At 66.2% G+C, this 13,395-nt stretch carries 12 protein-coding genes; 4 read left to right on the top strand and 8 right to left on the bottom strand.

What is annotated here, in order from left to right; all coding sequences use genetic code 11:
• Positions 1–36 precede the first annotated feature (36 nt).
• From ACE3P6_RS11345 to ACE3P6_RS11320, 6 genes are all read right to left on the bottom strand, one after another.
• Complete coding sequence (locus ACE3P6_RS11345) at positions 37–1,113, bottom strand: ABC transporter ATP-binding protein (protein ID WP_374394973.1); 1,077 nt, start codon at positions 1,111–1,113, stop codon at positions 37–39.
• Positions 1,113–2,030 (bottom strand): carbohydrate kinase family protein, encoded by a 918-nt coding sequence (locus ACE3P6_RS11340; RefSeq protein WP_374394972.1) that lies wholly within the window; start codon positions 2,028–2,030, stop codon positions 1,113–1,115. The genes ACE3P6_RS11345 and ACE3P6_RS11340 overlap by 1 nt, the downstream gene beginning before the upstream one ends.
• A complete protein-coding gene (locus tag ACE3P6_RS11335) occupies positions 2,027–3,025 on the bottom strand; it encodes an SIS domain-containing protein (RefSeq protein ID WP_374394970.1) in 999 nt (332 codons plus the stop codon). The genes ACE3P6_RS11340 and ACE3P6_RS11335 overlap by 4 nt, the downstream gene beginning before the upstream one ends.
• 3 nt (positions 3,026–3,028) lie before the next feature.
• On the bottom strand, positions 3,029–3,874 hold the full coding sequence (locus tag ACE3P6_RS11330) for a carbohydrate ABC transporter permease (RefSeq protein WP_374394968.1): 846 nt from the start codon (positions 3,872–3,874) through the stop codon (positions 3,029–3,031).
• Between the two features lie 2 nt (positions 3,875–3,876).
• Positions 3,877–4,758, bottom strand: a complete 882-nt coding sequence (locus ACE3P6_RS11325) for a carbohydrate ABC transporter permease (protein ID WP_374394966.1) — start codon at positions 4,756–4,758, stop codon at positions 3,877–3,879.
• 71 nt (positions 4,759–4,829) lie between these two features.
• Entirely contained in the window at positions 4,830–6,062 is a 1,233-nt protein-coding gene (locus ACE3P6_RS11320) for an extracellular solute-binding protein (protein ID WP_374394963.1), read from the bottom strand.
• A gap of 121 nt (positions 6,063–6,183) precedes the next feature.
• On the opposite strand from ACE3P6_RS11320, the gene ACE3P6_RS11315 reads away from it, so the two are divergent.
• Positions 6,184–7,374, top strand: a complete 1,191-nt coding sequence (locus tag ACE3P6_RS11315; protein WP_374394961.1) for an ROK family protein — start codon at positions 6,184–6,186, stop codon at positions 7,372–7,374.
• A gap of 90 nt (positions 7,375–7,464) precedes the next feature.
• On the opposite strand, the gene ACE3P6_RS11310 is transcribed toward ACE3P6_RS11315, so the two are convergent.
• Positions 7,465–9,561 (bottom strand): sensor histidine kinase, encoded by a 2,097-nt coding sequence (locus ACE3P6_RS11310; protein WP_374394959.1) that lies wholly within the window; start codon positions 9,559–9,561, stop codon positions 7,465–7,467.
• On the opposite strand from ACE3P6_RS11310, the gene ACE3P6_RS11305 reads away from it, so the two are divergent.
• Positions 9,529–10,158: a response regulator gene (locus tag ACE3P6_RS11305; protein WP_374394957.1), complete on the top strand. Its 630-nt coding sequence runs from the start codon at positions 9,529–9,531 to the stop codon at positions 10,156–10,158. The genes ACE3P6_RS11310 and ACE3P6_RS11305 overlap by 33 nt on opposite strands.
• A 184-nt stretch (positions 10,159–10,342) precedes the next feature.
• Entirely contained in the window at positions 10,343–10,951 is a 609-nt protein-coding gene (locus ACE3P6_RS11300) for a LysE family translocator (RefSeq protein ID WP_374394955.1), read from the top strand.
• A gap of 17 nt (positions 10,952–10,968) precedes the next feature.
• Here ACE3P6_RS11300 and ACE3P6_RS11295 read toward each other — a convergent pair whose 3' ends face one another.
• Positions 10,969–11,955, bottom strand: coding sequence for a helix-turn-helix domain-containing protein (locus tag ACE3P6_RS11295; RefSeq protein WP_374394953.1), 987 nt, complete (start codon positions 11,953–11,955; stop codon positions 10,969–10,971).
• Between the two features lie 207 nt (positions 11,956–12,162).
• Here ACE3P6_RS11295 and ACE3P6_RS11290 point away from each other — a divergent pair, with 207 nt between their 5' ends.
• On the top strand, positions 12,163–13,380 hold the full coding sequence (locus tag ACE3P6_RS11290; protein WP_374394951.1) for an aminomethyltransferase family protein: 1,218 nt from the start codon (positions 12,163–12,165) through the stop codon (positions 13,378–13,380).
• Positions 13,381–13,395 lie beyond the last annotated feature (15 nt).

Raw genomic sequence — 13,395 nt, 5'->3', positions numbered from 1 at the left:
AGAGCAGGGGTCAGGTGAAGAGCCTTTCAGACCGCTTCAACCGTGGTCGATCCTCAGCCCTGTGGTGCCGTCGAACAGCAGGACCTCGGCCAGGTCGACGACAACATGACGGGTTTCGCCGACTTCCAACAGGCTTGCCGGAGGCAAGCTGGCCAAGAGCGTCTGCGACCCCATGCGAAGGTGGGCAAGCTTCTCCGGTCCGGTCAATTCGACCATCTCGACAGTGACGGTCACTGCACCGGGGTCCGTCGACGCAGCCAGCGCGATGTTCTCGGGCCGCACGCCATAGGTGACCGCCCTGCTTTCGTATCCTTCCGGCACCTCGGCCAGCGGCAGGTCGCCCCCGCCGCCGTCCGGCCGCAGGCGGCCATCCACGATGCGACCGGGGATCAGGTTCACTCCCGGCGAGCCGACGAAGCCCGCCACGAAAAGGCTTGCGGGGCGGCGATAGATTTCCTCGGGCGTGGCCAGCTGCTCGATCCGCCCGGCATTGACCACGGCAATGCGCGTGGCCAGCGTCATCGCCTCGATCTGGTCGTGGGTGACGTAGATCATCGTCTTGCCCAAGGCCTGGTGCAGCCGCTTGATCTCGGCGCGGGTCTCCATGCGCAGCTTTGCGTCCAGGTTCGACAGCGGCTCGTCGAAGAGGAAGACGGCGGGGTTCCTGACCAGGGCCCGGCCGATCGCCACGCGCTGGCGCTGACCGCCGGACAGCTGCGCGGGCCTGCGGTCCAGAAGCGGCGTGATCTGCAAGAGGTCGGCGACCCGCGCCACCGCCGCCTCGCGTTCGGCCCGGCCGACTCCCCGCATTTCCAGGCCGAAGCCGATGTTCCGCGCGACCGAAAGGTTCGGGTAGAGCGCATAGGATTGAAAGACCATCGCGATGTCGCGGTCCTTGGGGTGGACACCGTTCATCACCCGCCCGCCGATGCGGATTTCGCCCTGGCTCGGCTCTTGCAGCCCGGCGACCAGGTTCAGGATCGTCGACTTGCCGCATCCCGAGGGGCCGAGCAGCACCAGAAGCTCGCCCGCCTCAAGCTCCAGGTCGATGCCCTTCAGCGTCTGCAGCGCGCCATAGGACTTGCCCAGGTTGACCAGAGATACCGCGCCCATCAGGCCGCCCCCGTTGTGTCCGGCAGGCCGTATTGCCGCGGAAAGGTTGAAATCGCCCGGCTCGCCAGCGCCGTTCCGTCCGTAAGCGCGTCCGTCAGGTCCGCCCCTCGCGCCACCGCCGCCAGATAACCGGCATTGAAGATGTCGCCCGCCCCGATGGTATCGACCACTTGGACGGAGGGCGCCGCCGCACTGGCGTTCACGCCCCCCCGCCGTGCAAGCGCGCCCATCGGCCCGGCCTTGATCACCGCCGTCGCGCCCTTGGGCAACATACCCTCCAGGGCCGTCAGGGCGTCGGTCGTGTCCGCCGCGCCGGTCAGCGCCAACGCCTCGGCCTCGTTGATCAGCAAATGGCGCACATGGGCCAGCCATCCGGTCATCCGCGCCCGCTCCGGGCCGGACCAACCCGCCGGTGGCCAGCCCGGATCGAGCGCAATGGCGATATCGCGCGCTTCCGCCCAGGCGAAGATCGCCGGATAGGCGGCAGTCAGGCGATGGGTCAGGAAACTGCCGCAGAGGAGCAGAAGCCCGCCGGTCATGTGTTCGATCTGCGGGCGCAGTGCCTGCCAGTCCATCGACGGCAGATGCCCGCCCATCGTGAAGAACGTGCGCTCGCCATCGGGATGGGTCAAACCGACCGAGAGCGTCGTCGCCTCGGGCACGGTGACCCAGTCCGCCGAATGGGGGGCAAGCTGATCGCTCAACCAACGGCCGAAGAGATCGTCGCCGACGCTTGCGGGCACAACGAAGCGCAGCCCCAGCCCGGCCCATGCCAGCGCCGTGTTCCCCGCCGACCCGCCCGCGCGCAGGTCGTCATGGTCCAGCAGAACCTCGGTTCCCGGCACCGGCCAGGGCGCGACCGGCCCCATGATCAGATCGACGTTGACGTTGCCCAGGACCGCCAGCGGCAGCATCATTCGATCCTCGTGATCTTCGACGACCGGCGGGGAGTCCCCACGTCGGCGACCCGGCTTGCGGCGAAATCGAGCATCAGCCGCTGCATGGTCGGCAGCATGGTCAGGATGGCAGCCATCCCCCCCGCACGCGGCAGGGCAATCCCGGTGACACCCTCGACCGGCGGCTGACCCGAGGCATCCAGCATCACCACCCGCGCCCCGGCATCCCGCGCCGCGCCCGCCATCCCGGCTACCAGATCCGCCCCCGGCTCGTCGCAGCGCATCAGAAGGACGCCGATATCGGGCCCCAGCATCTCCATCGGCCCGTGACGCAGTTGCCCGCCCTCCAGCGCAAAGGCGGGAAGGCGCGCCAGTTCGCACAGGCCCAGTGCCGCCGCCTCGGCCACCCCCTGCAGGCGCCTGCCCGAAACTACGATCGCCGCGGCCCCGGCAAGCCGCGCCACGCCGGTCGAGACATCCACGGCCCCCGTCCCGGCCATCGTTGCGAGCGCGGGCGCCGGGTCCGCCCCGAGTTCCGCCAGCACCGCAAGATGCAGCGCGAACGTCACCGTCAGCGACCGCGTGGCAGCGAAAGCGACCTCGACACCGCCCGCGCCGACGAGCGACGGCAGTTCCCGCGCGAGTGTCGAGTCCGCATCGAGCGTCATGCCGAACGCCTCGCCGCCGCGCGCTGTCGCGAGCCACCGCACCACTTCTGCGCTTTCGCCCGACTGGCTGGCCACCAGCACGGTCCGCCCGTCCAGTGGCAACCCCATGCCCAGCTGCTCTGACATCGCCAGCGCCACGGCATCGAGCCCAAGATCGCGGTAAAGCGGCTCGACCGCCCGATTGACCGCCTGGGAAGCGCCCATGCCAAACATCACCAGCCGCCCGGTCCGGCGCAGACTGTCCGCGACACGTTTCGCGACACCCGCTGCCGCCCGGAAAGAGGCCAGCGCATCCGCGCCTTGCCGCGCCATCTCGGCGTCGATCGCCACCAGTCCCACAGGTTTCATCGCTTATCCCTTCACCCCGCCTCCGGTCAGGCCTGCAACAATGGCCCGCTGCATCACCATGCCGATCAGGAGGGGTGGCAGCGCCGCCAGCACCCCTGCCGCGGCAATCAGCCCGTAGTCGGCGATCTTGCCGCCCGCGATATCTGCAATCGCCACCGTCACCGTCTTGGCCCGCTGGTCGGCGGTGAAGAGGAGCGCATAGAAGAACTCGTCCCAGGCCAGAAGCAGGGCGAAGAGGGCGGCCGTCGACAGGACCGGCGCCGCAAGCGGCAGGATGATGATGCGCAGCGTCTGGTCGAGCCGCGCCCCGTCGATGGCCGCTGCCGCCTCCAGATCGCGCGGAATCGCGTCGAAGCCGGATTTCAGCAGCCAGGTGGTGAAGGGGGCGAGGATCGACAGATAGATCAGCGCCAGTCCGAACACCGAATTCAGCAGCCCGAGCTTCGCCAGCCCCATGTAAAGCGGTACCGCCAGCGCAACCGGTGGCAGCATGTAGGTCATGATCAGCGCATGCAGCGACCATTCGATCTCGGGCCGCCGCGACACCGCCCAGGCGGCGGGCACCGCAACCAGAAGCGCGGCCACTACCGCCATGCCTGCCACCTCCAGGCTGTTGCGCAGGGCCGACAGGAAATCGCGGCCCGTGGTGTTCTCGGCCCAGGTCAGCAATAGCCGGTAGCGCGACAGGTCGATCTGTTCGGGCCACCAGCGCAGCGGCTTGGTGGTCAGGTCGGCGGCTGGCGAAATGCTCATCACGAAGAGCCAGAAGATCGGCAGCACCAGACATACCGCGAGGATGATTGCCGCGGCGTAGATGAAGACAGTGAAGGCGGCGCTGCGGCGTTCCATTGTCAGACCCTCAGCGCCGTGCGGCGCATGATCGCGACATAGCCCGCCGCCAGAAGCGTGACGGCAAAGGTCACGATCAGTGCAAGCGAGGCGCCCGATCCCGCGCGCTGGAATGAGAAAGCCTCCTGATAGACCAGGATCGACAGGGTGCGCGTGGTGTTGGCCGGGCCGCCGCGCGTCATCACCCAGACGATGTCGAACACCTTGAACGCCTCGATCATCCTGAGAACCAGCGCGATCATCAGGGGACCGGCAAGATAGGGCAGGACGGCAAAGCGGAACCGCGCCCAGGCCCCGGCGCCGTCGACGGTGGCGGCGGCCAGCGTCTCGCGCGGGACAGATTGCAGCGCGGCGAGGCTGATAAGCCCGACGAGCGGGAAATTCTTCCAGACATCGGCCACGACCATCGCCAGCATCGCGCTGTTGGGCTCGCCAAGCCAGGACCGGTAGGCGTCGATCACGCCCAGTTGCAGAAGGGCCGAGTTCAAGGCGCCGTATTCCGGGTTGTAGATCAGCCGCCAGAGGATCGCGTTGACGACGGTCGGCAGCGCCCAGGGCAGGATCATCAGCGCGCGAAGCGCGGTCCGCCCGCGGAATTCCTGATTCAACAGAAGGGCCGCCAGCACCCCCAACACCAGCTCGGCCGAGATCGACAGGACGGTGAACCAGGTGGTGTTGATCAGCGCCGACTGAAAGGCGCGGCTTTGAAGGTTCCGGCTGAAGTTGTCCAGCCCGACGAAATTGCCCGACGCCGTCGCCATCCCTGCATCGGTCAGCGACAGGTGTACCGTGTTGATCAGCGGCCAGCTGACGACCCCCAGGATGACGACCAGCAGGGGCAGCATCAGCGCCCAGGCACGCAGGTCGGTCCGCAATCCAGACAAATCCGCCTCCTCCGCCCGGCGAGCGGTTGCATCAGGGCGGCAGATGGCTCCGCCGCCCGATCAGTCCCGTGTCAAAGGCCGCTTTGTTCCTTGGCATCGGCCAAGGCGTCGGCGGGGCTTGCCGTTCCCAGAAGCACCTGCTGGATCGCGACCTGAATGAGCGCCGACAGCTCGTTGTATTTCGGCGTCGTCGGGCGCGGGAACATGACGGAGAGCGCGCTCTTCGCGGCTGCGATCAGCTCTTCCTGTCCCTTGGCGACGGCCGGGTCGTCATAGGACGAGGCCCAGATCGGCAGGCTCAGCTTGGCGTAGGCGTCCTGGGTCTTCTGCGAGGTCATGTAGGTGACGAAATCCCATGCCGCATCCGGATTGGCCGAGGTGGCGGTCACGCCAAGCCCCATCGAGCCGTTCATCGCCGAAACGTCGGAAACCCCTTCGACGCCCGGTGCCGGGACGACGCCCACCTGGCCCTTGACCTTGCTGTCATCCCCGGCATTCGCAAGGTTGTACATGTAGGTCCAGTTCAGCGCGAAGGCCGCTTCGCCGTTGGAGAAGATCCGCCGCACGTCCTCTTCCAGATATTCCTTGGAGTTCGGGTTGGTCAGGCCCTCGTCCACGGTCTGCTTCATGTATTCAAGCGCCTGCAGCCCGCCACCCTGGTCGAACACCGGCTTGCCCTGATCGTCGAGGAACTTGCCGCCATAGGCGCTGATGAGGGTCGCATAATCGCAGATCACCGCCTCGGCCTGCGCCCAGGACCAGACGATCGGATACTCGACGAGGCCCTTGTCCTTGATGATCTTGGCATCCGCGCTCAGCTCCGCCCAGGTCCTGGGTGGTGCAGCTATGCCGGCCTGTTCCAGCATCGCCTTGTTGTAGAACAGGTACTTCGTATCGAGGATCCAGGGCATGCCGTAGCGATGCCCCTGGTATTCCACCGTCGTCCAGGCGCCCGGCAGAACGCCCGCGGTCATCTCCGGCGTGATCCGGTCGGTGATGTCGAGAAGAATGTTGTTCGTCGCATATTCCGCCGGCCAGATCACGTCGAACAGCACGACGTCATAGCCCTGCCCCGACCCCTGCGCGAGCAGGGTCTTGTCGCGCAACCCCTCGTAGGGCACGAACTCAAGGTTGATCTTGGTGTCGGGGTGTTCCTTCATGTAGCCGTCGGCCATCGCCCGCACGTCGGCCTCACTGTAGGCGGCCTGCGACATGAAGAGTGCGTTCAAGGTTGTCTCGGCCCGCACGGCAGAGCCGCCCAGAGCCATCGCCGCAGTCAGCGACGCCGCAATCAGTCGTTCCATGTTCTCCTCCCGATGATGGTCTGGCCTGGTTGCGGCCGATTTCACTTGCGCATAATTAATTCCATCATATGGATATATGTGCACGACTCGAACCACGGGTCAAGCCGCAAAAGGGCGCAGGGTGATCAGGACCAAGGCGGGCACGAACATCGGCGGCGCCGGCGAACATAACCGCCGGGTGGTGATGCACGGCCTTCGCGTCAACGGCGCGATGACGCGCGCCCAGATCGCGCGCGGGACCGGCCTTGTGCCGCAAACCGTCAGCAACATCATCGACGACCTGGAGCGCGACGGTCTGGTCGCGGCTTCCGATCCGGTCAAGGGTCGGCGCGGCCAGCCGGCCACCCCCTATTCTCTGGCGCCGAACGGCGCCTTCTCCTATGGCCTGCAGATCGACCAGCACCGGGCGCGAGTCGTCGCCATCGACCTTCTGGGCCATGTCGTCGCCCGCGCCGAAGCCGCATTCGCTCCCGGCGGCCTTCAGGCCAACCTCGACCATGTGCGCAGGGCGCTTGCGCAGGTCGCAACGGATCTGTCGACCCACGCCGCCAACCCGGCGCCGCGCTTGCTTGGACTCGGGCTCGCCATGCCCGCTCCGACCGGCGTGCATCGGTGCGATGGCGATCCCTGGATGACCGGATTGGCCGACGATCATCCACTGCTCCATTGGCTCGCCCGGCACACCGGCCTGCCGGTGCGGCTTCATCATGACGCATCCGCTGCCGCCATCGCCGAGCGGCTGCGTGGCAGTGCCAAGGGTATCGACAACTTTGTGCTGATCTTCGTCGGCTACGGACTGGGCGCGGGCCTTTACGTCAATGGCGAACCCTATCGGGGTCACCATCGCCTGTCGGGCGAACTGGGCCAGGTAACCGTTCCCGGCCCCACGGGTACCTGCGCGCTGGAACGGCTGGCCGCCCTGATCGGCCTGCTCGACCGGCTGGGCCTGCAACCCAACCAGCCCGACCTGTTCCAGCGGATCGACCTGGCGATGCGGAACCGAGACCCCGATATCCGGGACTGGCTTGACGAGGCGGCGGCTCATCTGATCTGGGCGATCGACCTGATCGACTGCCTTTTCGACCCCGAATGCGTGATCATCGGCGGACAGATGCCCGCGCAGCTGATGGACCTGCTGATGGAAGCGATCCTGACCCGGCAGCCGAACGCGCCTGCCGACGCGGTCAACCAGGGTCGCCAGATCGTCCGTGGCAGCGCCGACCCGTTCTTCGTCGCCATCGGCGCCGCCGCCGACCCGATTGCCCGCGCCTTCGACCCCAGCTTTTCGGCGATGATGAAATCTCCGGCTTGAACCTGGCGTCCAGCGTATGCGCCGCACGACGCGGAGGTCCAGCCGGCACTCGTTCAGCCCGCGTCGCGTGCCTCTGCAGTCCTGAAACGGCTAGGCCCGCTCCGACCGTCCGGCGCTGTCTCCGCCTTGCGGAATCGCGATGCGGATTGTCGCGCCGGATCGGCGGTGCTCGCAGGAACTCACCTGCCAGCCGTTGCTGTCGGCCACGTCCCTGACCACCGACAGGCCAAGGCCGCTTCCGTCGGCCACCCCTCGGTCGCGATCCAGGCGTTCGTTGCGCCGGAGGGCCTTCTCGAACGTGGCACCGCTCAGGCCGGGGCCGGTGTCGTGGACCTCGACGCTCAATCCCGCGCCGTGGCGGCGCAAGCCGATCAGGATCCTGCCCTCGCGGGTGTATTTGATTGCGTTCGAGACAAGATTGGCAACGACCCGCATCAGCGGATAGGCCTCGACCCTGGTGTCGGGTGCGGCGAGAACCAGCCGCAAACCAAGGCCCTTGGCCGCCGCCTCGGCGGAAAACATGTCGGCGATCCCGCGCAGGACATCGTGCAGACCGGGTTCGGCCTCGTGCCCACCATCCCCTGCCCTGCCGGTATCCATCCCGACCGGGTGATCGTCGGAAGCGGGTGCGACCGCCCCTTCCTTGCGCGGATCGTCGGCCAGCCGCTCGGCGACCAATCTCTCCATGTATCCAAGGGCTGCCTCGACCTGACCCACGTCTGCCTCGGCCCCGGCCGCGAACATCTGGCGCAGCGACAGCCGCAGCGCGTGCATGGGCTGGCGCAGGTCATGCACGGTGTCCTTGACGCTTTCCTCGCGCTCGCGGGCATTCACCGTCACCCGCTGGTAGCCTTCCTCCAGCGTCGCAAGCCTCTGGCTCAGCACAAGGTTCCGTTGGCTTTGGGCAAGCGTTTCCTCCATCGCCGACTGGCGCAGGAAATTGTAGCGGTCGAAGATCGCCAGCCCCGCCATCAGTGCATCGAAAATCAGCGCAAGACGGATTGCGTCGTAGGGGGCAAGCACTGCGGTTTCAAGCCCGAAGGCGAAGCGGGAGGTGAAGAGGACCGCCGGAATGAGGCCGGCAAACCAGGCGAAGACATAGAAGCGGACCTCGCGGAAGCGCGTTCGCGCCGCAACGATCCCGGCGGTCAGGAAGGTCAGGACGCTAACCGAGATCATCACGACAAGCAGCCGCTTCAGGAGTTGCGGGTCCGCGAACCATAGGATGACATCAACCGCGATCACGGCCATCACGACGGCCAGCAGCAGCCGGTGCATGATCGGGTGATAGCGCGCGGTCTGCAGGAAAGTCATCGCGTAGACTGCGCCGAACACCATGACGCCCGAGCCGGCAACGACCGAGGCCATCGAGTTGAAGCGTGGGAAATCGGACCAGATGAACTGGAAAGCGGTGCCGTCGGCATGGGCGATGTAGATCAGGATCGACGAAAGATAGGCCGCGTAGGCGGCGAAGACGGGTTGGCGCAGGACCAGAAGCGCCACCGTCGCAAGCGCGATCATCACCAGCATCATGCCGTAGAACGTGTAGCTCTTCGCCTGCGCCAGGCTGGCCTGCTCGGTGAAACTCTCCGGTGTCTCGACCGACATCGAAAGCCGCGATGCGCCTTGCGAGTAGTAGGCGACGACAAGCGTCGCCTTCGCACCAGGCGCCAGGTCGAAAGGTGCGACCATCTGCGGGGTCGATATCGGCCTCGCGCTGAAGGGGCTGTCTTCGTCAAGGTCGAGCAAGGTGGTGACGGCACCGTCTTCGGCGATCTTGTAGACCGCGACCTTCTGGGTGAAATTGGCGTGGATGAAGAAGCGCCAGGCGCTTGTGCCCGTGGTGGCATTCAGGACCGGAAGCCGCAGCCAGATCCGCGCCGGGGTATAGCCGAAATCGGGGATGGCGCCGGGAAGCGGCTGCATCGCGGCAGAAGAAGGGGGGACGAAATCGGCGATGGTCATTTGCCAATCGGGGTCGGTCGTGTATTCAAAATAGCGGCCAAGCTGTTCGGCGTCGGCAGGCCCGGCAAGGACGAGCGGGGTCTCCTCGGCGGCAAGACGTGACGGGGTGGAAAGCGTCATGAGCACCAGAGGGATCAGCCACACCGCAAGCTGCATCGCGCGGCGCGCCCTGGAATTGCGGGGCCAGCGATGAAGAAGCGCGTGCTGATTGCGGACGATCATGCATTCGTCTCCTGGGGGCTCGCCAAGGCCCTGCAAGCCCTGGGCGAGGTCGAAGTCGTGGGCTCGGTGACCAACGGCATCAACGCGATCGTGGAAATCAGGAAAGCCAGACCGGACTGCGCAATTCTCGACTACAGTATGCCGGGGGCGAATGGATTGGAAGTATTCCTCGAAGCACGGCGCTGGTCCCCAGATACGCGTTTCGTTCTGCTCACCGGCACCGCGTCGCCCACCATCATCCGCACGCTCGTCGAGGCCGGCATCCACGGCATCGCGCTGAAGGACGACACCGAGGGCGAGGTCGTTGCCATCGTCCGCGAGGTCTGTGCGGGGCGGACGGCGGTGGGGGCAAGCGCGCAATGCCTGCTGAAGGACACCTCCGAGAACATCGCCTTGACCGACCGCGAACTGACTGTGCTGCAGGCCCTGGCGCGCGGCCATACCAACGCCAGCGCCGCCGAAAGCCTTGGCATCAGCCCCAAGACGGTCGACAGCCACCGCACCAGCCTGATGCGGAAGTTCACTGTCAACTCGACGGCGAGCCTTATCCTCGCCGCCGTGCGGGCCGGGCTTCTCGACCCCGCCAGCATCCGCTGAAACCGCGGCACATTCCCTCGAAACCGACCCCGGCTCGACGGCAAATCAGGTGATCACCTGATGGTCCGACCCATCGATTTTCGCTGAACTTTCCCTTGTCGAGACGCTGCACCGCGCCTTGGCAGAAGCGGGGAAAGTGACCGGGAACACTCCGGCATCCCGCACACTCTGGCGGGAGGACGAAATGGACTATCACGCGTTCGGTCCCTACATCCTGGCCCTGGTGGCCTACGCGGCGTCACCCGGCCCGATCATGGCAGTGCTGGTGGTCCGCTCGCTTGGCAAGGACTGGAAGGACACCGCCGCTTTCGCCACCGGGCTTTGCGTTGCCGAGGTGATCGCCGTCCTGGCCGTGTTGCTGGGCATCGGCGTCTGGGCGCAGAGCCAGCCGCATACCCTGGCGCTGGCGAAGTACCTGGGTGTTGCCTACCTGTTGTGGCTGGCCGTGCAGATGTGGAGCGACACTTCCACCTTCACCTCGTCAAGACTGGGCAAGGTCGGCTGGCTTACATCGGCAACGGCCGGTCTCGCGCTGAGCCTGGGCAATCCGTCCACCCTTCTGATGCAGATGCTGCTGGTGCCGATCGTCGCGCCCAAGGGTGTCGTCAGCCTCGAACACGGGGCGCTGGTGGTTCTTGCGACCTTCGCGGCCTTCGGCCTGATCTTCTACGGCACCATCCCGCTGGCACGGCAGTTCAACCGGATCATCAGCTCGCGGCAGTCGACCGGCCTGTTCAATCGCCTGACCGCGGGCGTGATCGCACTGACTTCTGTCTGGATCCTTCTGGTGTGATATCTCGTGCGGCGCACCTACGCCGAAGTCACCGGCCCTGCCGGGACTGGTTTGGCGTGCAGATGAGGCATCGCCCGCTCGGTCTGCCTGCTGGCCAGGGCGCTGGAAATCGTTCTCCACGCCGCGCTTGAGACGCTGTCGGGCCGGTTCTCGCGCAGGATTTCAAGGACGGCCTGACTTCCCTCGACGATCATGCCGTCCTGCAGGACCGCCGCGACACGCTCATGGGTATCGATCAGCCGCAGCACCAAATTCAAGCGGTCCACGCGCTGCGACAGGGCCTCGAAATCCTTCTGGTGGTAGACGCAAATGTTGACGGCCGGCTCGCCGCCCAAGACCGCTGCAAGCGCCCCGCCCGACCGCTGGCACCATTCCTCTTCGTAGTCGACCTCGGCATCCGGGTTGACCACCCAGCGCATGACCGACGAGCAGTCGGCGATGATCACGCCATAGCTGTCGCTGCCCATGCGATCTTTCAGATCGACTGCCCGCAACGCGAGCGCTTCCGTGATCCGTTCGACCTCCAGATAGTCGCCGGGATAGGGCCCCGATCGGTAGGGCCAGGACCAGGCATGGAAGTCCTCGGTCGGTTCCGGCTCGGTATTCGGGTCGACGATGCAGAGCCAGTGCCCGACCATTCCGTTGGTCATCCGCCGAGAGATTTCCTGCAAACCATCGCGCCGGTCGTCCAGCCGGAACAGCAGCACATGCTCGCAGCCGGGGCGATGGTCGTGCCGATGCAGGCCGCGCGAAAAGATCGCGGCCCGGTCCAGCTTGAGGATGTCGCACAACCGGTCGACCGCCCCGACCGAGGGTTGCGGGGGCCGCCCGGTCGTCGGGTTGCGACCGCATTCGATGGAGGAAAGATAGCTGGCGGACAGGCCGACGCCTTGCGCAAGCTCGCGCAGCGACAGGCGCAGCAGTTTGCGGCTCTGGCGGACAGCCGCGCCAAAGGCAACCAGCCTTTCGTCCGCCGCAAGCAGATCCACCGGGGTCTCTTCCATGACGTCCAGACCTTTCCAGCGCGAGCAACGCCCTTTCGTTCGCTATACTGGACATCATCGGGATGAGTGTCAATTGTTCGCCGCGATCTTCAGTTTCAGGTCCTACATTACATTATGCTGGACATATTGTTCTCTTAACTGCACGTTGGCCTTGCGATGAGGGCGTGCGGTCCCGACTCGCAGCAGCGAAACCAAGGGAGGAATGACATGGGCGGACCTACGAGAGTTGTCGTGGCGGACTTCGAGGAGCCGGGCTGGGACTACGGGGTCCTCAGATCGCCCTATCACGACTTCCACCGGGCGAACGGCGCGAAGTTCTGCGTCTACAACGGGCGTCTGATGCCCGTTTCGCAGAAGATCGACCGGCTGGACGGCTACCGGGTCCTGCGGCAGTCAGTCGGCCTGTTCGACACCGGCGAGCGGCCGATCGAGATCGCGGGCCCCGACGCGCTGGCCTTCTGCAACCGGATCTTCGCGCGGGATGTCTCCGGGCTGCGGCCCGGTCGGGCGACCTACGGGCTTCTCCTCTACCCGGACGGCGGCATCCTTTGCGACGGGATCCTCATGCGGCTGGCGGAGGACCGCTTCTGGTATGTGCAGGCGGACGGGCCGGTCTATTCCTGGTTCATCGCGCATTCCCAGGGGTTGAAGGTCAGGATCAGCGATCCGCAATCCTGGGTCGCGCAGGTGCAGGGGCCACGGGCGCTGGACGTGCTTGCCGCCGCCTGCGACGCGCCGCTGACCGAACCGTTCGGCTATTTCGGCGTCACGACCGCGACGATGGGCGGGCAGAAGGTGGTCCTGTCACGCACCGGCTGGACCGCCGAGGTCGGCTTCGAGTTCTACACCTTGCCGGATCAGCCCGGCTATGACGGACCCGCGCTCTGGCGGCACATCCTCAAGGCTGGCAAGCCCTTCGGGATAGAGGTCTGCGGCCTCGATTCGATGGACATCCGCCGGATCGAGGCGGGCATCATGAACAACGTCTCCGACATGGACGAGACGATGAGCCCCTTCCAGGCTGGTCTGGGCGGTTTCATCAAGATGGACGGGCCGGACTTCATCGGCAAAGCCGCGCTTGGCAATGCGGACAGGGGCGTTCTGGTGCACGGCCTGCGCTGCCCGTCGGGCGAGCCGCTGATCGGCGGGACGCTCCAGTCCAGGGGCCAGCTGATCGGAAGGGTTTCGGCAGCGGCCTGGAGCCCGCTCTACGGCGCGGGCGTGGCGATCATCCGGCTTGCGGATGCCCGTCATCTGCAGGCGGCAGACGTGACGGTGCAATGTCGCGACGGCAACGCGTACCCGGCGACGATTGTCGCGCTGCCGATGTATGACCTGGAAAAGCGCATTCCACGCGGGCAGGACACCGGGATCCCGGACATTCCGCGGGCACGGGACGCCAAGGCGCCGGTTCCCGCCAACTGATCCGACACCGGCCCC

It is taken from the genome of Tabrizicola sp. (assembly GCF_041911175.1).
Lineage (GTDB): Bacteria > Pseudomonadota > Alphaproteobacteria > Rhodobacterales > Rhodobacteraceae > Tabrizicola.
The sequence above is the reverse complement of the archived record's forward strand: the minus strand, read 5'-3'. Positions and strand labels throughout refer to the sequence as shown.